Below are 24,376 nucleotides of genomic sequence, written 5' to 3'. Positions count from 1 at the left end.
GTCCCGACGGATGCTGACCCGGGCGGCCCGCCCACGGTGTGCAATGGCGGGAGGACGAGGTGGGGGCGGTGGCGGTGCACGCGACCGGAGCGGCACAGGACGAGGGGTGGCTCGCGGCGACCGACGCGGCGGCGCTGACCGTCGCCGACGCCCTCGCCGCCCTCGACGCCGACCCGCAGGGCCTGACCCCCGACGAGGTACGCCGACGGCGCGACCGGGTCGGCCCGAACGCGGTACGCACCCACCGGGTGTCCGCGCTCGCCGTGCTGGCCCGCCAGTTCCGCTCGGCGCTGCTCGGCCTGCTGCTGGCCGCCGCGACGGTCTCGTTCTTCGTCGGCGAGCGCACCGACGCCGTGGTGATCGGGGTGATCCTCGCGGTCAGCGTCGGCCTCGGCTTCGCCAACGAGTACCGCGCGGAGCGGGCCGGGGCGGCCCTGCACGACCGGGTCCGGCACGTCGCGTCGGTGGTGCGCGCCGGCCGGGTGGAGACGGTGGACGTCGTCGACCTGGTCCCCGGCGACGTGGTGCGGATCGGGCTGGGCCAGGTCGTCCCGGCCGACCTGCGGCTGATCGAGGCCCACCGGCTGGAGTGCGACGAGTCGGCGCTCACCGGCGAGTCCACCGCCGCCGTCAAGGACACCGCGCCGGTGCCCCCCGGCACGCCGCCCGACGACCTCGCCTCCGGCGCGCTGATGGGCACCGTGGTGCGGGCCGGCTCGGGCGTCGGCCTGGTCGTCGCCACCGGCGGGCACACCGCGTTCGGCCGGATCGCCGTCGGGCTGGGCACCCGGCACGGCGAGACCGAGTTCCAGCAGGGGCTGCGCCGGTTCTCGCTGCTGCTGGCCCGGGTGGCGGGCGTGCTCACCGCGCTCATCTTCGTGATCAACCTGGTGCTGCACCGGCCGGTCATCGACGCCGTGCTGTTCAGCCTGGCCATCGCCGTCGGCATCACCCCGCAACTGCTGCCCGCGATCGTCACCGCCAGCCTGGCCGCCGGCACCCGCGCGCTGGCCGCCCGGCGGGTGCTGGTCAAGCGCCTGGTCTGCGTGGAGGACCTGGGCAACGTCGAGGTGCTGTTCACCGACAAGACCGGCACGCTGACCGACGGGCGGCTCACCCTCGCCGAGGCGCTCGGCCCGGACGGCCAGCCGGTCGGCACCCCGGCACCGCCCGGGGCCGCCGGCCCGCCGGACGCGGCCGACCCGGGCGACGCCACCCACCCGCCCGACGCCGCCGGCCCGCTCGACGCCGCCGGCCCCGGGCCGCTGCTCGCCGGGCTGCTGGCCAACGAGGCCGGGCCGGACGGCGCGGACGGCAACCCGCTGGACCGGGCGCTCTGGCAGGCCCCGGCCGCCGCCGCCCAGCCGGTCGACGCGTACCGGCGGGTGGCGGTGCTCCCCTTCGACCACCAGCGCCGCCGGGTCAGCGTGCTCGTCGACGGGCCGCACGGGCGGCTCCTCGTCACCAAGGGCGCGGCCGAGGAGTTGCTGGCGCTCTGTGTGGACGTACCGCAGCAGGCGCGGGACGCCCTCGACGCGCGACTGGCCGACGGCGGCCGGGTGGTCGCGGTGGCCAGCCGGCCCGCCCCCGACCTGGCCGGGCTCGACCCGGCCGACGAGCGGGACCTGCGCCTCGCCGGACTGCTGGTGCTGCGCGACCCGCCGAAGGCCGACGCGGCGGGCGCCGTGCGCCGGCTCGCCGCCCTCGGCGTCACCGTCAAGGTGATCACCGGCGACCACCCGGCCGTCGCGGTACGGGTCTGCGAGCAGCTCGGGCTCCCCGTGACCGGGGTGCTCACCGGGGCGGACCTGGCCCGGCTGGACGACGCGGCGCTGCCGGCGGCGATCGAACGGGCCAGCGTGTTCGCCCGGGTCTCGCCCGAGGACAAGGCCCGGCTGGTGCGGGCCCAGCGCACGGCCGGCCGGGACGTGGCGTTCCTCGGCGACGGCGTCAACGACGCGCTCGCCCTGCACGCCGCCGACGTCGGCATCTCCGTCGACACCGGCACCGACGTGGCCCGGGACGCCGCCGACGTGCTGCTGCTCGACAAGGACCTCGACGTGCTCGCCGACGGGGTCACCGAGGGCCGGCGGATCTTCGCCAACACCATCAAGTACGTGCTGATAAGCACGTCCAGCAACTTCGGCAACATGTTCAGCGCGGCCGGGGCGTCGGCGTTCCTGCCGTTCCTGCCGATGCTGCCCGGCCAGATCCTGCTCAACAACCTGATCTACGACCTGAGCCAGATCGCCATCCCCACCGACCGGGTGGACGCCGACCAGCTCGCCCGCCCCGCCCACTGGGACCTGCGGGAGATCCGCCGGTTCATGCTGACCTTCGGGCCGCTCAGCTCGCTGTTCGACTTCCTCGCGTTCGCGCTGCTGCTCGGGGTGCTGCACGCCGGACCGACGGAGTTCCGCACCGGCTGGTTCGTCGAGTCGCTGGCCACCCAGACCCTCGTCGTCTTCGCCATCCGCACTCGGGCCAGCCCGTTCTGGCGCAGCCGGCCCAGCCGGCCCAGCCGGCCGCTGCTGGCCGCTGCTGGCCGCCGTGGCGGTCGCCTGGCTCATCCCGTACCTGCCGGTCGCCGGGCCGCTCGGGTTCAGCCCGCTGCCGCCGCTGTTCGTGCCGGTGGTGGCGGCGCTGACCGTGGCGTACCTGGGGCTGGTGGAGCTGGCGAAGCGGACCCTGTTCGCCTCCTCGGACCTGCTCCGCCCGCCCGACCCGCGCCGTTCGCCGGAGGCGACCCGACGGCGACGCACCCACCGGCGGGCCGGTCGCTTCACCACCCGCTGAGCAGGGTGCGGAGGTGGCGTGGGGGCGGGCAGTCGTGGGCGAGCATCGCGTCGTGCCACTCGCGCACCGACACGCCAACCGGACGCAGGGCGGCGATCTCCGCGACCTCGCTGTAGCCCACGAAGTAGGTGGAGAGCTGCGTCGAGGTGAGCAGCGCCCGCCGCCACTTGCCGGCCGCCTCGCCCTCCTCCTGGAAGCCCCGGCCCGTCATCAGCGCCATCGCCTCGGCCTCGGACAGGTCGTCGCAGTGCACGAGCTGGTCGAGCAGGGCGTTGATGGTCATCCGCAGCTGCATCTTGAGCTGCTGCAGCTGCACCGGCAGCCCGCCGTAGCCGAGGCCGGCCATCAGCTCCTCGGTGTAGACCGCCCAGCCCTCGACGAACGGGCCGGACCTGGCCAGCGCCCGGACCCGGGTGGGGCCGACGTGCCGGCGGGCGTGGGCGAGCTGGAGGAAGTGCCCCGGCATCGCCTCGTGCACCGTCAGGTTGCGGATCATGTGGTCGTTGTATTCCCGGTAGAACGACTCGACCCGGGCCGCCGACCAGTCGGCCGGGGTCGGCGCGATGCAGTAGAACGTCGGCACGGGCGCGATCTCCAGCGGGCCGGGCGAGTCGCAGTAGGCCACCGCCACGCCCCGGGCGAACTCCGGCATCTCCTGGATCACGCACGGGTCGTCGACCAACGTCACCAGGTCGTGCGCCCGGACGAAGCCCGTCGCCTCGTCGAGGGTGACCGAGGCCAGATCCACGATCGTCTGGTCGTCGGGGTGCTCGGCGGCCAGCAGGTCGAGCGCCCGGCGCACGGTCTCGTCGTCGGCCGGGCCGCCGACCAGCTCGACGGCCGCCTCGCGCAGCTCGGCGGTGACCCGGTCGAGGTTGGCCCAGGCGCGACGCTGCACCTCGGCGGCGCCCAGCTCGGTGTCGAGGGTGTGCCACAGCCGGGCCTCCCAGCGCCGCCGACCCAGCCTCGGGTCCCGCCCCGGGCCGGCGTCGGCGGCCAGCCCGGCGCGCAGCCACGCCACGAACTCGTCCAGCGCGGCGATCGCGGCCGTGGCGGCAGGCTCCACCCGGTCGTGCAGCCCCGGCTCCTCGGCGAGCAGCCGGGGCACCTCGTCGCGGACCAGGGCCGCCGCACCGGTGAACTGCCCCACCGCCGTCTCGGCGTGCACCCGGGGCACGTCCCGCAGCGTCGCGCGCGCGGTCGCCAGCGCGTCCGGTACGGCGGCGAGCCGCCCCGCCAGGCTGGTCAGCCGCACGTCGGCCGGGGCGAACGGCCGGGCGAGCAGGGCGTGCAGCAGCGGGGCCGGGTTGTGCCGCAGCGGGTCCCACTCGTGGCTGCGGATCTCGTCGGACTCGAACAGCTCCCGGTCGACCAGGGCGGTGAGCAGCGCGTGGTCGACGCCCTCGTCGGTGTCGAGAGAGTCGGGGTCGATCTCGGAGAGCACGTCTGCCGCGTCCCGCAGCATCGCCTGGTCGGCGGCGACCGCCTCGGCGGAGAGGTCGGGCAGGCGGTCGTCGTAGCGGTGGTCCCCGGCGGAGGAGGCCAACCCGGGCCGGCTCTCCAGCAACGCCTCGACGATCCGCTCGGCGAGCGGCACGAACGCTTCCATGGCCCGAACCCTACCGACCACCCCCGACACCCGCTCCCCGACGAGATCTTGGTAGGAAACGGCCCCGCTGGGGGCACTTTCGTACCAAGATCTCGTCGCGCGGGCCGGGCCGGCCGGGCGGGTCCGCGAAGCGGGCCGCCCGGCCGGGACGGCGGCGGGTCAGGGGCGGGGGGTGGTGCGCTCGGCGGCGCGGATCGCGTCGGCGTACGCCAGGGTGGTGCGGCGCAGCGCCGCCTCCGGGTCCAGGTCGGCGGCCCGGGCCGCCGCCACCGCGGCCAGCAGCTCCGCGCCGAGCCGCGCCTCCGGATCGGCCGACGGGTCGGGCCGCGCCTCCGCGTCGACCCGAGGCCCCGAGTCGAGCCGCGCCTCCGCGTCGGCCGACGGGTCGGCCGACGGGTCGGGCCGCGCGTCGGCCGCCGGCAGCGGGACCGTCAGGCCCGCGCGCCCGGCCCGGTCGAGGATCTTGGCGGCCAGGGCGAGGGCGGGCAGGCTCGGCGCGATCCCGTCGAGCACGGAGTCGCGGGCCTTCTCCGCCCGCTTGATCCGCTCCCAGTTGGCGGTGATCTCGTCGAGCGTCGTGGCCCGGTCGTCGGCGAAGACGTGCGGGTTGCGCCGGATCATCTTGTCCACCAGGCCGCCGGCCACGTCGTCGACGGTCCACCGCGCGCCGTCGGGCAGCTCCTCGGCCATCCGCGCGTGCAGCAGCACCTGGAGCAGCACGTCGCCCAGCTCCTCGCGCAGCGCGTCGGTGTCGTCCGCGCCGATCGCGTCGTACGCCTCGTAGCACTCCTCGATCAGGTAGCCGGCGAGGCTGCGGTGCGTCTGCGCCCGCTTCCACGGGTCGCCGCCCGGCGAGGCCAGCCGGTCCATCACCTCGACCGCGTCGAGCAGCCGGGCGCCCGGCGGGTCCCACGAGCCGTACATCAGCTCCAGCTCGGCCAGGCCCGGCTCGCGGGCCAGCCGCAGGCCCAGCTCCCGGGCCAGCGACTCGTCGCCGGCCGGCCCGGCCAGCCAGACCGCCGCGCCGTGCGCCGCCGCCGCGTGCAGCAGCGCCGGCACCGCCGGGCCGTCGGACACGGTCACCTCGGCGCCCGCCGCGCGCACCGCCGCCGTCAGCTCGCTCTCCGCGCCGGCCAGCACCGGGTTGCCGCGTACGACGTCCCAGGCCGCCGCCGTCAGCAGCCCGACCGGGAGGCGGGGCGAGGTGACCAGCAGGACGATCCGGGCGGTCATGCCCCGGGCGCGACCGGGGCGCTCGACTCCGCCGGGGCCTGCGGGGTGGAGATGTCGGTCACCGGGCCGTTCTGGTTGATGTACGGCAGCGAGTAGAAGACCAGCGACTGGCCGGTGCTGACCACCGACGGGACGCCGACCGGCCGGAACCGGGGGTTGATCGACGCGCCGGCCTTCTCGGCCTCCTGCTGGAGGGCGTTGCTGAGCGCGGTGGCGGCCCGCACGAAGCCGCCCTGGCTGCCGGGGCCGCCGCTCTCCCCGAAAGCCTGCCGGACCTGCGCCACGGTCAGGCCGGGCTGGATCGCCCCGGTCTTGGCGATGGCCTCGTAGACGGCCATGACCGCCTCGTCGCTCACCTCGGCCGTAGGCAGCTTCGCGCCGAGCGCGCCGGAGATGTCCACCCACTCGCCCCAGAGCTGGACGTACTCGGTGGAGGCCGGCATCTGGAGCTGCTCCTCCAGCTGCTCCGGCTTGACCTCGTCGGCCACCGTGACGCCCTGCTCGGCCACCACCCGCTTGCCCAGCTCGATGCTGACCAGCAGGTTGAGCACGTCCTGCCGGGTGACCGTGGAGCGCAGCTGCTCCGGCGCCGGGGTGGCCCCGCCCTGCCCGGCCTGCGCCCGGATCGCGTCGGCGTACTTGGCCTGGGCTTCGTCGTAGATGTCGTCCACCCGGTCGACGGAGTACTTCGCGTCGCCGACGTACGCGGCGACGTCCGGCGCGGCCTTCCCGCACGCGGTGAGGGAGAGGACACCGAGGGCCGCGACACTGGCGGCGGCGATGAGACGGCGAGCACGCATGACCGTCACTCTCTCATGCGCCCCCACCGGCCGTGACGCCGCCCACCACGCAGTGCCGCCCCGGACCCGCCGCCCGGCCCTGCCCCCGCCCCCGCTCACCGGGCGCCCGCCCCGGCCGGCTGGGCCACCGGGGCCGGGTCGCCCAGCACGTCCTTCAACAGCTGAGCGCACCACTCCAGCAGCGCCTGGTCGCGCAGCGGCTCGCCGCCGATCCGGCGGGTGCTCGGCCGGGGCACGCTGACCTGGTCGAGCGCCGACTTGTAGACCGAGTCGGGGTGGTAGCGCTTGAGCCGCAGCTGCTTGGAGTCGGGCAGCGGCAGCGGGCCGAACCGGAGGTGCTTGCCCTGCATGCTCACGTCGGTGAGGCCGTAGCGGCGGGCCAGCAGCCGGAACCGGGCGACCGCCACCAGGTTCTGCACCGGGGCGGGCGGCTCGCCGTAGCGGTCCGTCATCTCGGCGACGACCTCGCGCAGCCGGTCGGCGTCGCGGGCCTCGGCGAGCTTGCGGTACATCTCCAGGCGCAGCCGCTCCACGCCGACGTAGTCGTGCGGCAGGTGCGCGTCCACCGGGAGGTCGATCTTGACGTCGGTCTCCTCCTCGGGGCGCTCGCCCTTGAACGCCTGCACCGCCTCGCCGACCATCCGGACGTACAGGTCGAAGCCGACGCCCTCGATGTGGCCGGACTGCTCGCCGCCGAGCAGGTTGCCCGCGCCCCGGATCTCCAGGTCCTTCATCGCCACGTACATGCCCGCGCCCAGCTCGGTGTGCTGGGCGATGGTGGCCAGCCGCTCGTGGGCGTGCTCGGTGAGCGGCTTCTCCGGCGGATAGAGGAAGTACGCGTACGCCCGCTCGCGGCCCCGGCCCACCCGGCCCCGGATCTGGTGCAGCTGGGCCAGGCCGAGCAGGTCGGCCCGCTCCACGATGAGCGTGTTGGCGTTGGGGATGTCGATGCCCGACTCCACGATCGTGGTGCAGACCAGGACGTCGAACTCCTTCTCCCAGAAGCCGACCATGACCTTCTCCAGGGCCTCCTCGCCCAGCTGGCCGTGCGCCACCGCGACCCGGGCCTCCGGCACCAGCTCCCGGATCTTCCGCGCCGCCTTCTCGATCGACTCGACCCGGTTGTGCAGGTAGAACACCTGCCCGTCGCGGAGCAGCTCGCGGTGGATGGACGCGGCCACCTGCCGCTCGTCGTGCGCGCCGACGAAGGTGAGCACCGGGTGCCGCTCCTCCGGCGGAGTGGCGATCGTCGACATCTCCCGGATGCCGGTGATCGCCATCTCCAGGGTGCGCGGGATCGGGGTGGCCGACATGCTCAGCACGTCCACGGAGGCGCGCAGCGTCTTCAGGTGCTCCTTGTGCTCGACGCCGAAGCGCTGCTCCTCGTCGACGATGACCAGGCCGAGGGACTTGAACCGGGTCGCCGTCTGGAGCAGCCGGTGGGTGCCGATGACGATGTCGACGGTGCCGTCGCCGACCATCTCCAGCGTCCGCTCGGACTCCTTCGGGGTCTGGAAGCGGGACAGCTGCCGGATCTGCACGGGGAACTGGCTCATCCGCTCGGCGAACGTGTTGTAGTGCTGCTGCACGAGCAGGGTGGTGGGCACCAGCACGGCCACCTGCTTGCCGTCCTGCACCGCCTTGAACGCCGCCCGCACCGCGATCTCGGTCTTGCCGTACCCGACGTCGCCGCAGATCAGCCGGTCCATCGGGACGGTCTGCTCCATGTCCCGCTTGACCTCCTCGATGGCGGCCAGCTGGTCCGGCGTCTCCTGCCAGGGGAACGCGTCCTCCAGCTCCCGCTGCCACGGGGAGTCCGGGGCGAACGCGTGCCCCTTGGACGCCTTGCGGGCGGCGTAGAGCTGGATGAGCTGGGCGGCGATCTCCTTGACCGCCTTGCGGGCGCGCGCCTTGGACTTCTGCCAGTCCGCGCCGCCCATCTTGTGCAGGGTGGGCTGCTCGCCGCCGACGTACCGGGAGAGCTGGTCGAGCTGGTCGGTGGGGACGAACAGCCGGTCGCCGGGCTGGCCGCGCTTGCTCGCCGCGTACTCGATGACCAGGTATTCCCGGCTCGCGCCGTTGACGGTGCGCTGCACCAGCTCGACGTACCGGCCGATGCCGTGCTGCTCGTGCACCACGTGGTCGCCGGCCTTCAGCTCCAGCGGGTCGATGGTGTTGCGCCGCCGGCTGGGCATCTTGCGCATGTCGCGGGTCGAGGTGCCCCGGCCGCCGGTGACGTCGTTGCCGGTGAGCAGCACGAACTTCGCCGCCTCGGCGACGAAGCCGCCGGTCAGGCCGCCGCAGGTGACCAGCACCTCGCCGGGGGCGGGCGCGGCCGGCACCTGCTCGACGAACCGGGCGCCGAGGCCGGCGTCGCGGATCACCTCGACGGCCCGCTGGGCGGGGCCGTGGCCCTCGAAGACCAGCGCGACCGACCAGCCGTCGCCGGCCCAACGCTTGAGGTCCTCGGCCACCCGGTCGGTCTCGCCGTGATAGAGCGGGGCCGGCTGGGCGGCCAGGGTCACCGCGATCGCGTCGTCGGGCGTGACGTCGACCTCGGCCGGCGCGTCCTCCCAGGGCTGCCGGGCGGGGGCCGCCGCGTCGGCGTCGGCCAGCCCGAACGGGGCGAGGGTCCACCAGGGCCGGCGCAGGGCGCGGGCGTGCGCGCGTACGTCGGCCAGGGTTTTGAAGGCGGCGGCCCCGAGGTCGACCGGGGCCTGGCCCCCGACGGCCGCCGCGGCCCAGCTGGCCTGGAGGAACTCCTCGGAGGTACGCACCAGGTCGTGCGCCCGGGTGCGGATGCGCTCCGGGTCGCAGAGCAGCACGTGGGTGCCGGCCGGCATGCAGTCGAGGAGCAGCTCCAGGCTCTCGCCGCCGAGCAGCGCCGGGGTCAGCGACTCCATCCCCTCCACGGGGATGCCCTCGGCCAGCTTGTCGAGGATCTCGGCCAGCTCGGGGTGCTCGGCCGCCAGGGCGGCGGCCCGCCGCCGCACGGCCGGGGTGAGCAGCAGCTCCCGGCAGGGCGGGGCCCACAGCAGCCCGGCGGCCTCGATGGTGCGCTGGTCGGCCACGGCGAAGGTGCGGATCTCCTCCACCTCGTCGCCCCAGAACTCGACCCGGGACGGGTGCTCGTCGGTAGGCGGGAAGACGTCGAGGATGCCGCCGCGCACCGCGAACTCGCCGCGCTTGGTGACCAGGTCGACCCGGGCGTACGCCATGTCGGTGAGCCGGCGGGCGACCTCCTCCAGGTCGGCCTCGTCGCCGGCTGCCAGCCGCACCGGCTCCAGGTCGCCGAGGCCCTTGAGCTGCGGCTGCAGCAGCGACCGCACCGGCGCGACGACCACCCGCAGCGGCCCGGTGCGCCCGTGCGCGTCGGCGGCGTCGGGGTGGGCGAGCCGGCGCAGCACGGCCAGCCGGCGGCCGACGGTGTCGGAGCGGGGCGAGAGCCGCTCGTGCGGCAGCGTCTCCCAGGACGGGAAGACGGCGACCTGCTCGGGCGGCAGCAGGCTGCCCAGCGCCGAGGCCAGGTCGTCGGCCTCCCGGCTGGTGGCGGTCACCGCCAGCACGGGCCGCCCCGCGCCCCCGGCGGGCTCGGCGGCGGCTCCCCGGTCGGCGGCCCCCGGGTCGGCGGCGACGGCGGCCACGGCGAACGGGCGCAGCGCCGCCGGGGCGGTCAGGTCCAGCCCGTCGACCTGCGCGGCACCGGAACGGGCCAGGTCACGCGCCCGGGCCAGCCCGGGGTCGGCCAGGGCGGCGGCGAAGAGTCCGGTGAGCAATCTGATCACTTCCCAGTGGCACGGTGACGGCACACGGCGGAGCCCCCGCGCCCGGCGGGGACGGGGGGTCGACAGCACCCCAGCCTATCCCCGCTTGACCGGCGACCCGGGCACGTGGTCGAGTCCGGGGCATGACGGGACGGCGACGGCTGGTCGAGTTGAGCCACGTGATCAGCGATGGCATGACCACGCTGCCCGGCTGGCCGGCGCCCCGGGTCACCGAGTGGCTGACCCGGGAGGCGTCCCGGGCGAACTACGCCCCGGGCACGGAGTTCCAGGTCGGGCGGATCGAGATGATCGCCAACACCGGCACGTACGTGGACACGCCCGCGCACCGGTGGGCCGACGGGGCCGACCTCACCGGCGTCGGGCTGGACCGCCTCGCCGACCTGCCGGGGATCGTGATCCGGGTGCCCACCGGCACCCGCGCCGTGGATCGTCCGCTGCTCGCCCCGCACGAGGTGGCGGGGCGGGCGGTGCTGCTGCACACCGGCTGGTCCGCGCACTTCGGCACCGACAGGTACGCCGCCCCCGACGCGCCGTACCTGACCGGGGACGGCGCGGCGTGGCTGGTCGAGGCCGGGGCGACCCTCGTCGGCATCGACTCGATCAACATCGACGACATGAGCCCGGCGGCCCGGGGCGAGCGGCCGGCGCACAGCGGCCTGCTGGCGGCCGGCGTCCCGATCGTGGAGCATCTGACCGGCTTGGACGCGCTGCCGCCGACCGGCTTCCGGTTCACCGCCGCCCCGCCGATGGTGGCGGGAATGGGCACGTTCCCGGTCCGCGCCTTCGCCGTCCTCGCAGAATAGGACGTCGTCGCCGGGCGCAGCGCCGAACGTGGGCCGGGAGATCTTGGTGCCAAACGGCCCCTCCGGGGGCCGAAATCTTCCAAGATCTGCCCGATCTCTCCCCGTCAGCGACGTCGCCACGCCGCCATCTGGCACCAGCGCGTCGCCAACGCAGACCTTGGACACTCACGGCTCCCGGGGAACCGGAACCGTCCAAGATTCACGTGGTTCCCGACGCCGCCGCTGGCAGGGCGCCGGTCAGGCGGCCCGCGTCGCCTCGGAGTCGAGGCCGGCCAGCAGCCGGCCGGACAGGTCGACCAGGGACCGGGACTGGGCCAGGTCGATCGGCCAGCGCTCGACGTCCGCCGCGGCCGAGAGTTCGAGCAGCAGACCGGACGGCGGCGTGGGGCCGGTGTCTATCCGCCACAGGCCGAGCCGCACCTGAAGGACCTCGTCGCCACGAACCGCGGCGTCGACCAGGCCGGACAGGTGCAGGCCGCCCGACACGGCGCAGTCGGGACCGCGCAGACACCAGGACGGATGGGCGGAGTTCGGTAGGTTACGCATGGGCCGGGGTCCTTTCCCGGTCAAGGCCCGGGACTGTGGAGTGCCACCTCCACCCCGGGCCGCTCTTGTCAGCATGCCCACCCGGTTGCGAGCCAGGGCCAGCATCGACAGCCTAGCTGCGATCGTCGACATTGTCGACACTGTCGCCGTTATAGACGCTGTCGATTTTCGGTGATCTACTTGGCCTTGCGAGCCAGGGAGACACCATGAACACACCCAAATACGAGCAGGTCGCCTCGGCGATCCGCGAGCAGATCCGGACCGGCCACCTCAAGCCGGGCGACCAGATTCCGACCACGCAGGGCCTGATCGAGCAGTACTCGGTTTCCTACGGTTCGATCCGGACCGCCCTGCTCATCCTGAAGGCCGAAGGACTCATCGAGGGCCGGCAAGGTGAGGGCGTCTTCGTGCGGGAGCGCGACGGTCAGTAGCGCACGCTGATCCGCTGCTCGACGGCGTCGACGACGACCTCGCCCCCGTACGGGACGATCTGCTGCGGGTCGGTGTGGCCGAGGTCGACGTCGAAGACGACCACCGCGTCCGGGGCGTACTCGGCGAGCGCCCGGGTCACCGCCGCCCGCTGCGCGTCGGCGTACGCCCGGCGCTCCTCAGGCGTGTGCGGGCGGTCGAAGTCCCACGCCTTGGCCCGGCCGACGAGCACCGCCGGGAAGCCGGCGAGCAGCCCCCGCTCCCCCAGGTTGCGCAGGATCCGGTACACCTCGGTGGCCGACGGCAGCTCCTCCGAGGTCTCGACGATCAGCACCTCGCCCGCGTGGTCGGCGACCCGGCCGACCCGGTCGGCGGCCAACAGCCAGTGCAGGATCTCCAGGTTGCCGCCCCAGGTCCGGCCCCGCACGACCCGCGCCGGCCCCTGCCAGTGCCAGCCGCCGCCGGGGAACATGGGCGGCTCGTCGGCGAGGGTGGCCGGGTCGCGCCAGTCGTTCGGCTGGTCGCCCCACTCGGGGGCCGGCGCGAGGTCGTACCAGCCGGGGGTGAACAGGGCGGCGCGCAGCGAGTCGGCGGTCACCGGGTGCAGCGCGCCGGGCCGGCCGAGGTGCACCAGCACGGACCCGCCGTGGTACGCGACGATCCCGAGCCGGTGGAGGTGGTTGAGCAGGTTGGTGTTGTCCGAGTAGCCGAAGTACGGCTTCGGGTTGGCCCGCAGCACGGCGTCGTCCAGGTGCGGGGTGACCGTGATCAGGTCGTCCCGCCGACCGTGGCGAGCACGGCGGTGACCGTCGGGTCGGCGAAGGCGGCGGTGACGTCCCGGGCCCGGTCGCGCGGGTCCGCGCCCAGTGCTCGGGTGGTCGGGTACTCGACCGGTTCCAGGCCGAACTCCTCGCGCAGCCGGCGCAGGCCCAGCTCGTACACGTGGGGGAAGACCGCCGGCAGCCCGGCGGAGGGCGACACGACCGCGACCCGGTCGCCGGGCCGGGGCTTCGGCGGATAGCGCAGCGACTCCATGATCGGACGCTACCGGCCGCCACCACCGCTTTTCGCCTCCGCGACGGCGGGGACGGCGAACCACCGCAATCCGCGCATCTTGCCCCTAGGCTGGCCGTGTGGACGAGGAGCCGGACATCCCGGTGCGCGCGTGGCTGCCCCGCGCCGCCGCGCTGCTGCTCGGCACCCTGGCCCTGGCGACGGGGTTCATCGCCGCCTACGTGGGGGCGCTGCACGACCCGACCCCGCGCGACCTGCCGGTCGGGGTGGTCCTCGGCGACGAGCGCGCCCAGGCGGTCATGGCCGCCGTGCGCCGCGAGACCGACAAGATCGAGCCCGTCGAGTACGACGACCCGGCCGCCGCCGACGACGGGCTCACCGGCCGCGAGGTGTACGGCGTGCTCACCTCCACCCCGCAGGGCGGGCTGCTCCTCACCACCGCCAGCGCCGCCGCGCCGGCCGCCACCGAGGTGGTCGACCAGGTGTTCGCCGAGGCCGCCCGGCGGGGCGACCTGCCGCTGACGGTCACCGACGAGGTGCCGGTGGAGCAGAGCGACCCGCGCGGTCTCGTCCCGTTCTACCTCGCGGTCGGGTACGTCCTCGGCGGCTACCTCGCCGCCACCGCGCTGGGCCTGCGCACCGGCACCGCGCCCCGCAGCCTCGCCCGCGCCGGGCTGCGCATCGCCGCGTTCGCGGCGTACGCGGTGGTGCTCGGCGTGGCGGGCGCGCTCGTCGTCGGCCCAGTGCTGGACGTCTGGCACCACGACGTGCCGGCGGTGGCGGCGGTCGGCGCGCTGGCCGTCTTCGCCGCCGCCATGATCGCCTCCGCCGTGCAGGGCTGGCTGGGGCTGCTCGGCACCGGGCTCGTCATCCTGCTGCTGGTGGTGCTCGGCAACCCGGGCTCCGGCGGCATCTACGCCCCCGAGTTCCTGCCCACCTGGCTGCGCGGGATGCACCGGTGGAACGTGCCCGGGCTCACCACCGACCTGATCAAGTCGGCGGTGTACTTCGACCGCCGGTCGATGGGCTGGCCGCTGGCCGGGCTCGCCCTGTGGGTGGCGGTCGGCGTCGTGGGATTGCTCACGGCCACCCTGGTCCGGGGCCGGCGCGCCGCCGCCCGCCAGCCGGCCGACACGCCTCCCACCAGCGACGATGCGCCCCCCGCCGGGTGAAGGTGTTAGCAGGGGCCCCCTGTAAGACAGAAAGCGATAACAAGGGGCCCTTCCTTCCGAAGGGGGCGGCGCGGATACGATCCAGGGAGTCGGACAGCGCTGTCCTTCGTCCCCGGCGTAAGGAGCGCACCTGTGACCGACCAGCACGACCACGACGGCCCGGACGCCGCACTGCGGGCCGACATCCGCCGCCTCGGCACGCTGCTCGGGCAGACCCTCGCCCGGCAGGAGGGCCGCCCGCTGCTCGACCTGGTCGAGGAGATCCGGGCCCAGGTCCGTTCCGACGCCCCGGCCGCCGCGCAGCGCCTCGGTGGGCTCGACGTGACCACCGGCACGAAGCTCGCCCGTGCCTTCTCCACCTACTTCCACCTGGCCAACATCACCGAGCAGGTGCACCGGGCCCGCGACCTGCGCCGTCGCCGGGCGGTCCAGGGCGGCTGGCTGGACCAGGCGGCCAAGATGATCGCCGAGCGCGGGGTGCCCGCCGAGGAGATCGCGGCGGCGGCCCGCCGGCTCGCCGTACGCCCGGTCTTCACCGCCCACCCGACCGAGGCGGCCCGCCGGTCGATCCTGTCGAAGCTGCGCGCTGTCGCCGACGAGCTGGACGCCGAGACCGCCAACGCGATCCTCTACGGGGCCAGCGACGAGGGGCCGGCCAACCGCCGCCTGGCGGAGCTGTTGGACCTGATGTGGCAGACCGACGAGCTGCGGCTCGACCGGCCGGACCCGACCGACGAGGCCCGCAACGCCATCTACTACCTGCGTGATCTCTACGCCGAGGCCGCCCCGCAGGTGCTCGACGACTTCGCCGACACGCTGCGCACCCTCGGCGTGGAGACGTCCCCGACGGCCCGCCCGCTGACGTTCGGCACCTGGATCGGCGGCGACCGCGACGGCAACCCGTTCGTCACCCCGCAGGTCACCGGCGAGGTGCTGCGCATCCAGCACGAGCACGGCATCGCGGCCACCGAGGCGGCGATGGAGCACCTGATCAACGAGGTGTCCGTGTCCCGCCGGCTGCGCGGGGTGTCGCTGGACCTGTCGGCCAGCCTCGCCGCCGACCTGGACGCGCTGCCCGAGGTGGCCCCCCGGTTCCGCCGGGTCAACGCCGAGGAGCCCTACCGGCTGAAGGCCCGGTGCGTGAAGGCGAAGCTGGCCAACACCCGGGAGCGGCTGCGCCGGGGCACCCCGCACGTGCCGGGGCGCGACTACCAGGGCGCGGCGGAGCTGATCGCCGACCTGGAGCTGCTGCGCGCCTCGCTGGCCCGCAACGCCGGCCAGCTCACTGCCGTGGGCCGGCTCGCCTCCACCATCCGCACGGTGTCGGCGTTCGGCCTGCACCTGGCGACGATGGACGTGCGGGAGCACGCCGAGAAGCACCACGAGGTGCTCACCCAGCTCTACGGGGCCGTCGGCGAGGTGTCCGACTACCCGTCGCTGACCCGCCTGGAGCGCACCAAGCTGCTCGCCGACGAGCTGACCGGCCGCCGGCCCCTGTCGACGCTGGACACGCCGCTGACCGAGAGCGCGCGCAAGACGTTCGACGTGTTCTCCACCATCCGCGAGGCGCAGGACCGGTTCGGCTCCGAGGTCATCGAGTCGTACATCATCTCGATGACCCTCGGCGTCGACGACGTGCTCGCGGCGGTCGTGCTGGCCCGCGAGGCCGGGCTGGTCGACGTGCACAGCGGCCGGGCCCGGATCGGCTTCGTGCCGCTGCTGGAGACCCCCGCCGAGCTGAACGCCGGCGGCGAGCTGCTCGACGAGCTGCTGTCGCTGCCGGCCTACCGGTCGCTGGTGGCGGCCCGGGGCGACGTGCAGGAGGTGATGCTGGGCTACTCCGACTCCAACAAGGAGGCGGGCATCACCACCAGCCAGTGGTCGATCCACCGGGCGCAGCGGGCGCTGCGGGACGTGGCCGCCCGGCACGGCGTGCACCTGCGGCTGTTCCACGGCCGGGGCGGCACCGTCGGGCGCGGCGGCGGCCCCACCCACGAGGCGATCCTGGCCCAGCCGTACGGCACCCTCGACGGCGCGATCAAGGTCACCGAGCAGGGCGAGGTCATCTCCGACAAGTACACGCTGCCGGCGCTGGCCCGGGAGAACCTGGAGCTGACCATGGCCGCCGTGCTCCAGGCGACCCTGCTGCACACCGCGCCCCGGCAGCCGGCCGAACAGCTGGAGCGCTGGGACGCGTCGATGGACGTGATCTCCGACGCGGCGTTCCGGTCGTACCGGTCGCTGGTGGAGGACCCGGACCTGCCGGCGTACTTCTGGGCGTCCACCCCCACCGAGCTGCTCGGCGCGCTGAACATCGGCTCCCGCCCGGCGAAGCGGCCCAACACCGGGGCCGGCCTGTCCGGCCTGCGGGCCATCCCGTGGGTGTTCGGCTGGACGCAGACCCGGCAGATCGTCCCCGGCTGGTTCGGGGTCGGCTCGGGGCTGGCGGCGGCGCGCGAGGCCGGGCTGGAGGACGTGCTGGCCGAGATGCACCGCAACTGGCACTTCTTCCGCACGTTCCTGTCGAACGTCGAGATGATGCTGACCAAGACCGACCTCAGCATCGCCCGCCGGTACGTGGAGACCCTCGTGCCGAAGAAGCTGCACCCGATCTTCGCCAAGATCGAGCAGGAGTACGAGCTGACCAAGCGGGAGGTGCTGGCGGTCACCGCCTCGCCGGCCCTGCTGGAGAACTCGCCGGTGCTCCAGCGCACCCTCGCGGTGCGCGACACCTACCTGGAGCCGCTGCACCACCTCCAGGTGGCGCTGCTTCAGCAGTACCGCGACTCCGGCGCGGCGGGCCGGGCGGTGGCCACGGCCCCGGGCGGGCGGCGGGCCCCGAGCGACGGCACGGCGCTGGAGCGGGCGCTGCTCACCACGGTCAACGGCATCGCCGCCGGCATGCGCAACACCGGCTGAGGTGCAAGGAAGGGCCCCCTGTTAACGCATTCCGCATAGCAGGGGGCCCTTTTTAACGCCCGCCGGCAGGCGGGCCCGACCCCTCGGGAGCGGGCCCTCGGAAGCGGGCCCTCGGGAGCGGCGTCAGAAGTCGCCGCCGCCGAAGTCACCGCCACCGAAATCGCCGCCGCCGAAGTCACCACCGCCGAAGTCGCCGGCGGTGCCGTAGTCCCCGCCGCCGAAGTCGCCCGCGGTGGCGTAGTCGCCGCCGCCGAAGTCACCCCCGAAGTCCGCGCCGTCGCCGAAGCCCTCCTGGTAGCCGGCCTCGTACCCGGGGTCGGCGAACGCCGGGGAGAACAGCGCGTCGGCGATCAGCATGCCGCCGAGCACGCCCGCGCCCGCGCCGAGCGCCGTCTTCCACCACGGGGTGGAGTACCAGCCGGCCGGCACGGGGCGGCCCTGGTAGCGGCCGCCGGGGTAGTAGTAGGGCGTGCCCTGGCCGGGCTGCGGGCCGGCCCGGAACGTCTGCCCCTGCACGTTGACCTCGCGCTCGCGGGTGAGCTGGCCGGTGCCCTCGGCGGAGGCCAGCGGCGGCAGCTCGGGCCCGGGGTCGATGCCGAGCGCGATACGGGCCGCGCGGGCGTACGCCAGCCCTTCGAGGGCGGTCTCCCGGGCCAGCCGGTACTGGTGGACGGTGCGGGCCTGCTCCAGCTGGCTGCCCGCCGCGTTGTACCGCTCACCGGCGTCGACGAGGGCCTGCCGCACGGCCGGGGAGTCGCCGTGCAGGTTCATCACCTGGCCGCCGAGGCGCTCGTACCAGCGCTGGGCGTCGGCGCGCACGTCGGCCAGGCTGCGCGCCTCACGGGCCGCGCTCTCCCGGCGCCACCAGACGAAACCGCCGACGAGCAGCGCCACGAGGATGACCGCGAGCAGAATTTCCATGCCTTGAAAAGTACCCGGGGCGCGCCCGTCGTACGCGTTTGGCAAGCTCTGGTGATGAGCTTCTCGACGCTGGCCGTGGTGGTGCTCTGTCTGGGCGCGGGCGGCGCGCTGGGTTGGTTCGCGGCCCGGTCCCGGTCGGCGGCCGACCTCGCCCGGCTGGAGGCCACCCTGACCGCGACCAGGGAGGGCGAGGGGCGGCTGGAGCAGTCGATGCGGGCGCTGAGCTACGAGGCGACGGCGCAGTCGCAGGAGGCGGTGGCCCGGGCGGTGGCGCCGCTGCACGAGACGCTGCGCCGCTACGAGTCCCGAGTCGCCGAGCTGGAGCACGCGCGGGTCGACGCGTACGCCGAGCTGCGCGAGCAGGTGCGGGCGATGGGCGCGGTCTCCGGCGAGCTGCGCACCGAGACCAAGCAGCTCGTGGCGGCCCTGCGCGCGCCGCAGGTGCGGGGGCGCTGGGGCGAGCACCAGCTCCGCCGCATCGTCGAGGCCGCCGGCCTGCTGGAGCACTGCGACTTCGACGAGCAGGTCACCGCCGCGACGGACCACCAGGGGGTACGCCCCGACCTGGTGGTCCGGCTGCACGGTGGCCGCTCGGTGGTGGTGGACGCGAAGGCGCCCTTCGACGCGTACCTGACGGCGATGGAGGCCCGCGACGAGCGGGGGCGGGACACCCACCTCGACGCGCACGCGCGGCACCTGCGGGCGCACGTCGACGCGTTGGCGGCGAAGACGTACTGGGCGGCGTTCGACCAGACCCCGGAGTTCGTGGTGCTGTTCGTGCCGGCCGACCCGTTCCTCGACGTGGCGTTGCAGCGCGACCCGACGCTGCTGGAGCACGCGTTCGCCCGCAACGTGGTGCTGGCCACCCCGGCGACCCTGGTGGCGCTGCTGCGCACGGTGGCGTACTCGTGGCGGCAGGAGGCGCTGGCCCGCAACGCGGTGGCGGTGCACTCGCTGGCCCGCGAGCTGTACGGGCGGCTGTCCACGCTGGGCGACCACGTGGGCAAGCTGGGGGCGTCGCTGGGCGGGGCGGTGACCGCGTACAACAGGGCGGTCGGCTCGCTGGAGGCGCGGGTGCTGGTCAGCGCCCGCAAGCTCGCCGAGCTGGGCGTGTCGGACCGGGAGCTGGCCGCGCCGCCGCAGGTGGAGGTGGCACCTCGGCAGCCGCAGGCCCCCGAGTTGCTCGGCGAGGCCGATGGGTCTGACCTGCGGCTCGACCGCCTGACCGGGCCGTCCCCAGTGGACCCGTCGACCCGCCCTCGATAGCAGCACACATGTGACAATGCGCGCCTATGCATGTCACGAAGTGGTCACAACGTACCGGCCGGTAGTGACACCAGCCACAGCCAGCACAAAGGATTTCGCTCACGCGCGCCCTGTGACTTCAGGGCCCTGTTCTCTGGAGGAAAAGAGAACGTGAGCAGACCCCGAAACCTGAGCCGGCGCACCTCCGCCGGGCTCTTCGCGTCGGTCGTGGCCGCCGGCGCCATGACCGGCGTCGGCGGCGCCGCAACCGCGAGCGCCGCCCCCGCCACCGACACGGAGGCTCCGCAGGCCACCGCCGTGGAGACGCTGGGCGCACACGACGCCAAGCTGCTGAGCGAGGCCGAGGCGAAGCACGCCAAGACCGTCACCCTGATCGTCGCCACCGACAAGGGCGAGGCGAAGGACGTCGCGGACGCGGTGCGGCAGCTCGGCGGCACGGTGAGCCGGCGCTTCGACTCCATCGGCTACGTCCTGGCGAAGGTCCCCACCGCCAAGGTGCTCAAGGCCGCCACGCTCCCCGGCGTCGCCGCGGTCGACCTCGACGAGACCATCCAGCTCCCCGACCCGGCCCCGGAGGCCGCGCCGGCCGGCGCGAAGGTCGCCGCGCAGGGCCAGACCCTGGCCGGGCCGGGCGTCGACACCGGCGCGGTGAACCCGTACATGCCGACCAACGAGACCGGGGCGGAGGCGTTCAAGGCCGCGCACCCGGCGTGGGACGGCCGCGGCGTCACCATCGGCATCATGGACTCCGGTGTGGACCTCGACCACCCGGCGCTCCAGACCACCACCACCGGCGAGCGCAAGATCGTGGACTGGGTGACCGCCACGGACCCGCTGGAGGACGCCACCTGGCGCGCGATGATCACCGAGGTCGCCGGCCCGAGCTTCACCGCGGGCGGCGCGACGTGGACGGCCCCGGCCGGCAGCTACCGGTTCAACCTCTTCCGCGAGTCGATCACGGCGGGCAGCGACCCGGAGGGCGACGTCAACCGCGACGGCGACACCACCGACACCTTCGGCATCCTCTACGACGCCACGACCCACGACATCCGGGTCGACGCCAACGGCAACCGGGACTTCACCGACGACCCGGTGCTGCGCCCGTACAAGGAGAACTTCCAGGTCGGGCGCTTCGGCACGGACAATCCGGCCACCGCGGTCCGCGAGCAGATCCCGTTCGTCGTCGAATACCGCGAGGACGTCGACACGACGCCGGTCGGCGGGCCCGGCCTGGTCGACTACGTCAACATCGGCATCGTCGAGTCGACCCACGGCACGCACGTCGCCGGCATCACCGCCGCCAACGACATGCTGGGCAACAGCGCGTTCGACGGGGCGGCCCCCGGCGCGAAGCTGGTCTCGGCCCGCGCCTGCTCCTGGGGCGGCGGCTGCACCGCCGCGGCGCTCACCACCGGCATGGCCGACCTGGTGATCAACCGCAGGGTCGACGTGGTCAACATGTCGATCGGCGGCCTGCCGGCGCTCAACGACGGCTCGAACGCCCGCTCCCAGCTCTACAACGAGCTGATCAACACGTACGGCGTGCAGCTGTTCATCTCGGCCGGCAACTCCGGCCCCGGGCTGAACACCGTCGGCGACCCGTCGGTGGCCGACAACGTGGTCAGCGTCGCGGCGAGCATCAGCAAGGACACCTGGCTGGCCAACTACGGCTCGGTCGTGGCCAAGGGCAACGCCCTGTTCAACTTCTCCTCGCGCGGCCCGCGTGAGGACGGCGGCTTCAAGCCGAACATCGCGGCCCCCGGCTCGGCGATCTCCACCGCGCCGACCTGGCAGGCCGGCAACCCCGTCCCCGAGGCCGGCTACCCGCTGCCGCCGGGCTACCAGATGCTCAACGGCACCTCGATGGCGTCCCCGCAGGCCGCCGGTGCCGCCGCGCTGCTGCTGTCGGCCGCCAAGGCGACCGACAAGGGGGTCACCCCGGCCGCGCTGCGCCGGGCCGTCTACACCTCGGCCAAGCCCATCGCGGGCGTCGCGACGTACGCGCAGGGCTACGGCATGTTCGACGTGCCGGGCGCGTGGGCGCTGCTGGCCAAGGGCGTGCAGACCCGGTCGTACGTCTCCGACGCGCCCGTCTGCACCGAGCTGTCGGCGAACCTGACCCGGTACGACAAGGCCACCGGCACCTTCGTGCCGAACCCGCACCGGGGCACCGGCGTCTACAACCGCTGCGCCGTGGCGCAGGGCGGGCAGCCGCTGAAGAAGTCCAAGACGTACGAGGTGAAGGTCACCCGCACCAGCGGCCCGAACAAGAGCCTGCTGCACACCGTGACGCTGCGCGGCAACGACGGCACCTTCAGCGCGCAGAAGCAGGTGTGGCTGCCGCTGAACAAGACCCTCACCATTCCCGTGAAGGCCAAGCCGAAGACCGCCGGGGCGCACGGCGCGCTCCTGGTGATCGACGATCCGGCCACCTCGGTGGTCGACTTCGAGGTCTCCACCGTCGTGGTGGCCGCCACCGACGTGGCGAAGCCGGCGTACTCCTTCTCGGCCGGTGGCTCGGTCGAGCGCAACAGCTCCACCTCGTACTTCGTGACGGTGCCGGCGGGCGCCGGCGCGATCCAGGTCAACCTGTCCGGCATCGCCACCGGCTCGCAGACCCGGTTCATCGCGATCAACCCGTACGGCGTGCCGGTGGAGAGCACCGCGAGCACCGCCTGCTACACCAACTTCTCCGACGCCGCCGCCTGCAAGCCGCAGGAGCGGGACTACCCGAAGCCGATCGCCGGGGTCTGGGAGTTCGAGGTGGAGTCGCGGCGCACCTCGCCCGCGCTGGACAACCCGTACCAGCTCCAGGTGCGGGTGCAGGGCGTCGCGGTCTCGCCGGCCGTGGTCGAGCTGCCGTCGGTCACCGCCGGCGCACCGACCGAGGTCACCTGGTCCCTGGCCAACACCTTCGGCCCGGTCTCGGTGACCGGTCAGGGTGGCCCGCTGGCCAGCGTGCACGCCGAGCGGCCGACGATCGCCGAGGGCGCGCAGCAGGAGTACCTGGTCGAGGTGCCGGCCGGCGCGGCCAGCTTCACGGCCCGCATCGGCAACACCGCCGACCTGGGGGCCGACCTGGACCTGTTCGTCTTCCGGGGCGCCACCGAGGTCGGCCGCTCGGCCGACGGCGACTCGGAGGAGGCGGTGACGCTGACCAACCCGCCGGCCGGCACCTACCGCGTCCTGGTCGACGGGTACGCCGTCGACGGGCCGGGCACCAGCACCGCCTACGACTACCGGGACTCGTTCTCGGCGGCGTCGCTGGGCACGCTGACCGCTCCGGCCACCCCGCTCTCCCTGGCCAACGGCGCCACCGCCACCCTCACCGGCACGGTGACCGCCCAGTCCGCCCCGGCCGCCGGTCGGGCGCTCTACGGCGACCTGGCCGTCACCACCACCGAGGGCGCGGTCGTCGGCCGCGGCTCGGTCGCGATCGGCGCGGTCAACTGATCCGCGCCGCCTGACCACCTTCCGCCTCACCACAGGAGCCCGTCCCCGCCCCGCGGGGGCGGGCTCCTGCCGGCACCGGGCCGGGCCCGGCCGCCGTCAGGACTTGCGGGCGGACTCCACGACGAACGGGATGCCCTGCTGGCAGGTGGTGAGCAGGTCGGGCTTGGCCCGGCCGGTGACCTCCACCTTGGCGCCGGCGGTGAGCACGTCGGCGGGGCCGCCGATGAGCTGGTAGCCGTCCAGCAGGCGGCAGCCGGGCTCCACGCCCGCCTCGACGGTGCCGGTGAGCGTGGTGGCCCCGACGCCCGGCGGGACGCTGGGGTTGCCCGGCTTCGGCGGGAGGCTCGGGCGGCCCGGGGGCACCGAACCGGACGGCGCGGTCAGGTCGACCGGGTCGGCGCTGGGCGCGTCGGTCACCGCGGCTCCTCCGGAGGGGCTGGGGGCGGCGCTGCCGTCACCGGTGCCCTGGCCGCCGCAGGCGCTCAGGGCCGCGCAGGTGACCAGCGCGGCGACGATGGTCCGAGGAGTCTTCATACCGATCAGACGCTTCCCGCCGCCGATCCGTTCCCGCCCTGGCGGCGCGGGCCGGTCAGGCGCGGGCCGAGGCGGCGGCGGCCTTCATGTCGCGCTTGAGCTCCTGTGGCAGCGAGAAGGTCAGCCGCTCGTTGGCGGTGACCACCTCGTCGACGTCGGTGAAGCCCCGCGCGGCGAGGTGCGCAAGGACCTCTTGGACCAGCTCGTCGGGGACGCTGGCCCCGGAGGTCAGGCCCACCGTGCGGGCCCCCTCCAGCCAGGCGTCGTCGATCTCGTGGGCGAAGTCGACGAGGTGGCCGGCGCGGGCCCCGGCGTCCAGGGCGACCTCGACCAGCCGGACCGAGTTCGAGGAGTTGCGCGAGCCGACGACGAGCACCACGTCGCAGTCGGGGGCGATCTCCTTCACCACGTGCTGGCGGTTGGAGGTGGCGTAGCAGATGTCGTCGCTGGGCGGCGACTGGAGCAGCGGCAGCCGGGACTTGAGCCGGGCCACCGTCTCCAGCGTCTCGTCGACCGACAGCGTCGTCTGGGAGAGCCACACCACCTTGCTCGGGTCCCGCACGGTGACCTTGTCGGCGTCGTCCGGGCCGTCGACGAGCTGGATGTGCGCGGGGGCCTCACCGGCGGTGCCGATGACCTCCTCGTGCCCCTCGTGGCCGATCAGCAGGATGTCGTAGTCCTCGGCGGCGAACCGCTTGGCCTCCTGGTGCACCTTCGTCACCAGCGGGCACGTGGCGTCGATCGCCTTCAGCGAGCGGGCCTTCGCCTGCTCGTAGACCTCCGGGGCGACGCCGTGGGCGGAGAAGATCACGGTGGCCCCCTCGGGCACCTCCTCGTTCTCCTCCACGAAGATCGCGCCCTTGGCCTCCAGCGTCTGCACCACGTGCTTGTTGTGCACGATCTGCTTGCGCACGTAGATCGGGGCGCCGTAGAGCTTGAGCGCCTCCTCGACGGTCTGCACCGCCCGGTCGACGCCCGCGCAGTAGCCGCGGGGCTTGGCCAGGAGCACGCGCTTGCCGGTCCGGGGAGTCGTCTCAGCCTGAGTCACCCGCCCATCGTACTGCCGCCCCGACAGGCGGCACCGGCTGCGCGGGCC

General features: G+C 74.3%; 14 protein-coding genes and 2 pseudogenes. 7 read left to right on the top strand and 9 right to left on the bottom strand.

Going from position 1 to position 24,376, the window contains the following annotated elements; all coding sequences use genetic code 11:
* Window positions 1-38: 38 nt before the first annotated feature.
* Window positions 39-2,528: pseudogene (locus tag GA0070558_RS13305) on the top strand (cation-translocating P-type ATPase); the annotation flags it as partial.
* A 254-nt stretch (window positions 2,529-2,782) separates the two neighbouring features.
* Here GA0070558_RS13305 and GA0070558_RS34300 read toward each other — a convergent pair.
* The 4 genes from GA0070558_RS34300 to mfd all read right to left on the bottom strand — a co-directional run bounded on the left by GA0070558_RS34300 (window position 2,783) and on the right by mfd (window position 10,214).
* A complete protein-coding gene (locus GA0070558_RS34300; RefSeq protein WP_091279211.1) occupies window positions 2,783-4,405 on the bottom strand; it encodes a DUF885 domain-containing protein in 1,623 nt (540 codons plus the stop codon).
* Window positions 4,406-4,564: 159 nt separating this feature from the next.
* A complete protein-coding gene (locus tag GA0070558_RS13295; RefSeq protein WP_091279208.1) occupies window positions 4,565-5,638 on the bottom strand; it encodes a nucleoside triphosphate pyrophosphohydrolase in 1,074 nt (357 codons plus the stop codon).
* Window positions 5,635-6,438, bottom strand: a complete 804-nt coding sequence (locus tag GA0070558_RS13290; protein WP_091279205.1) for a hypothetical protein — start codon at window positions 6,436-6,438, stop codon at window positions 5,635-5,637. Before GA0070558_RS13290 ends, GA0070558_RS13295 begins: the two co-directional genes overlap by 4 nt.
* A gap of 95 nt (window positions 6,439-6,533) precedes the next feature.
* Window positions 6,534-10,214, bottom strand: a complete 3,681-nt coding sequence (gene mfd, locus GA0070558_RS13285) for a transcription-repair coupling factor (protein WP_091279202.1) — start codon at window positions 10,212-10,214, stop codon at window positions 6,534-6,536.
* Between the two features lie 131 nt (window positions 10,215-10,345).
* Between mfd and GA0070558_RS13280 the strand changes: the two genes are divergently transcribed.
* Window positions 10,346-11,026: a cyclase family protein gene (locus GA0070558_RS13280; protein ID WP_091279198.1), complete on the top strand. Its 681-nt coding sequence runs from the start codon at window positions 10,346-10,348 to the stop codon at window positions 11,024-11,026.
* Window positions 11,027-11,263: 237 nt separating this feature from the next.
* Here GA0070558_RS13280 and GA0070558_RS13275 read toward each other — a convergent pair whose 3' ends face one another.
* Window positions 11,264-11,572 carry a hypothetical protein gene (locus GA0070558_RS13275; RefSeq protein ID WP_141722210.1) on the bottom strand — a complete coding sequence of 103 codons (309 nt, stop codon included), beginning with the start codon at window positions 11,570-11,572 and terminating at the stop codon, window positions 11,264-11,266.
* A gap of 206 nt (window positions 11,573-11,778) precedes the next feature.
* Between GA0070558_RS13275 and GA0070558_RS13270 the strand changes: the two genes are divergently transcribed.
* The gene (locus GA0070558_RS13270) at window positions 11,779-12,003 is read left to right on the top strand and encodes a GntR family transcriptional regulator (protein WP_074476677.1); all 225 of its coding nucleotides are present in this window, start codon (window positions 11,779-11,781) and stop codon (window positions 12,001-12,003) included.
* Here GA0070558_RS13270 and GA0070558_RS13265 read toward each other — a convergent pair.
* A pseudogene (locus tag GA0070558_RS13265) lies at window positions 11,997-13,036 on the bottom strand (S66 family peptidase). The gene GA0070558_RS13270 and the pseudogene GA0070558_RS13265 overlap by 7 nt on opposite strands.
* A gap of 98 nt (window positions 13,037-13,134) precedes the next feature.
* On the opposite strand from GA0070558_RS13265, the gene GA0070558_RS13260 reads away from it, so the two are divergent.
* Window positions 13,135-14,187, top strand: a complete 1,053-nt coding sequence (locus tag GA0070558_RS13260; RefSeq protein ID WP_091279191.1) for a hypothetical protein — start codon at window positions 13,135-13,137, stop codon at window positions 14,185-14,187.
* A gap of 132 nt (window positions 14,188-14,319) precedes the next feature.
* Complete coding sequence (gene ppc / locus GA0070558_RS13255; RefSeq protein WP_077936161.1) at window positions 14,320-17,106, top strand: phosphoenolpyruvate carboxylase; 2,787 nt, start codon at window positions 14,320-14,322, stop codon at window positions 17,104-17,106.
* Window positions 17,107-17,229: 123 nt separating this feature from the next.
* Here the strand turns inward: ppc and GA0070558_RS13250 are convergent, their stop codons facing one another.
* Window positions 17,230-18,027 (bottom strand): hypothetical protein, encoded by a 798-nt coding sequence (locus GA0070558_RS13250; protein WP_091279187.1) that lies wholly within the window; start codon window positions 18,025-18,027, stop codon window positions 17,230-17,232.
* Between the two features lie 54 nt (window positions 18,028-18,081).
* Here GA0070558_RS13250 and GA0070558_RS13245 point away from each other — a divergent pair, with 54 nt between their 5' ends.
* Together GA0070558_RS13245 and GA0070558_RS13240 are read left to right on the top strand one after the other, a co-directional pair.
* Window positions 18,082-19,293: a DNA recombination protein RmuC gene (locus GA0070558_RS13245; RefSeq protein ID WP_256091913.1), complete on the top strand. Its 1,212-nt coding sequence runs from the start codon at window positions 18,082-18,084 to the stop codon at window positions 19,291-19,293.
* A gap of 150 nt (window positions 19,294-19,443) precedes the next feature.
* A complete protein-coding gene (locus GA0070558_RS13240) occupies window positions 19,444-22,746 on the top strand; it encodes a S8 family serine peptidase (protein WP_091279183.1) in 3,303 nt (1,100 codons plus the stop codon).
* 96 nt (window positions 22,747-22,842) lie between these two features.
* On the opposite strand, the gene GA0070558_RS13235 is transcribed toward GA0070558_RS13240, so the two are convergent.
* Both GA0070558_RS13235 and GA0070558_RS13230 read right to left on the bottom strand, forming a co-directional pair.
* On the bottom strand, window positions 22,843-23,280 hold the full coding sequence (locus tag GA0070558_RS13235) for a hypothetical protein (protein WP_091279180.1): 438 nt from the start codon (window positions 23,278-23,280) through the stop codon (window positions 22,843-22,845).
* Between the two features lie 55 nt (window positions 23,281-23,335).
* Entirely contained in the window at window positions 23,336-24,328 is a 993-nt protein-coding gene (locus GA0070558_RS13230; RefSeq protein ID WP_043961906.1) for a 4-hydroxy-3-methylbut-2-enyl diphosphate reductase, read from the bottom strand.
* Window positions 24,329-24,376 lie beyond the last annotated feature (48 nt).

This window comes from Micromonospora haikouensis (genome assembly GCF_900091595.1).
Lineage (GTDB): Bacteria > Actinomycetota > Actinomycetes > Mycobacteriales > Micromonosporaceae > Micromonospora > Micromonospora haikouensis.
Note: the sequence above shows the minus strand (reverse complement) of the source record. Positions and strands in the feature narration are given on the sequence as shown.

Coding starts and splice junctions, on each gene's coding strand:
- GA0070558_RS34300 (WP_091279211.1), bottom strand. CDS start 4,405: ATGGAAGCGTTCGTGCCGCTCGCCGAGCGGATCGTCGAGGCGTTGCTG.
- GA0070558_RS13280 (WP_091279198.1), top strand. CDS start 10,346: ATGACGGGACGGCGACGGCTGGTCGAGTTGAGCCACGTGATCAGCGAT.
- GA0070558_RS13235 (WP_091279180.1), bottom strand. CDS start 23,280: ATGAAGACTCCTCGGACCATCGTCGCCGCGCTGGTCACCTGCGCGGCC.
- GA0070558_RS13270 (WP_074476677.1), top strand. CDS start 11,779: ATGAACACACCCAAATACGAGCAGGTCGCCTCGGCGATCCGCGAGCAG.
- GA0070558_RS13250 (WP_091279187.1), bottom strand. CDS start 18,027: ATGGAAATTCTGCTCGCGGTCATCCTCGTGGCGCTGCTCGTCGGCGGT.
- GA0070558_RS13245 (WP_256091913.1), top strand. CDS start 18,082: ATGAGCTTCTCGACGCTGGCCGTGGTGGTGCTCTGTCTGGGCGCGGGC.
- GA0070558_RS13290 (WP_091279205.1), bottom strand. CDS start 6,438: ATGCGTGCTCGCCGTCTCATCGCCGCCGCCAGTGTCGCGGCCCTCGGT.
- GA0070558_RS13275 (WP_141722210.1), bottom strand. CDS start 11,572: ATGCGTAACCTACCGAACTCCGCCCATCCGTCCTGGTGTCTGCGCGGT.
- GA0070558_RS13295 (WP_091279208.1), bottom strand. CDS start 5,638: ATGACCGCCCGGATCGTCCTGCTGGTCACCTCGCCCCGCCTCCCGGTC.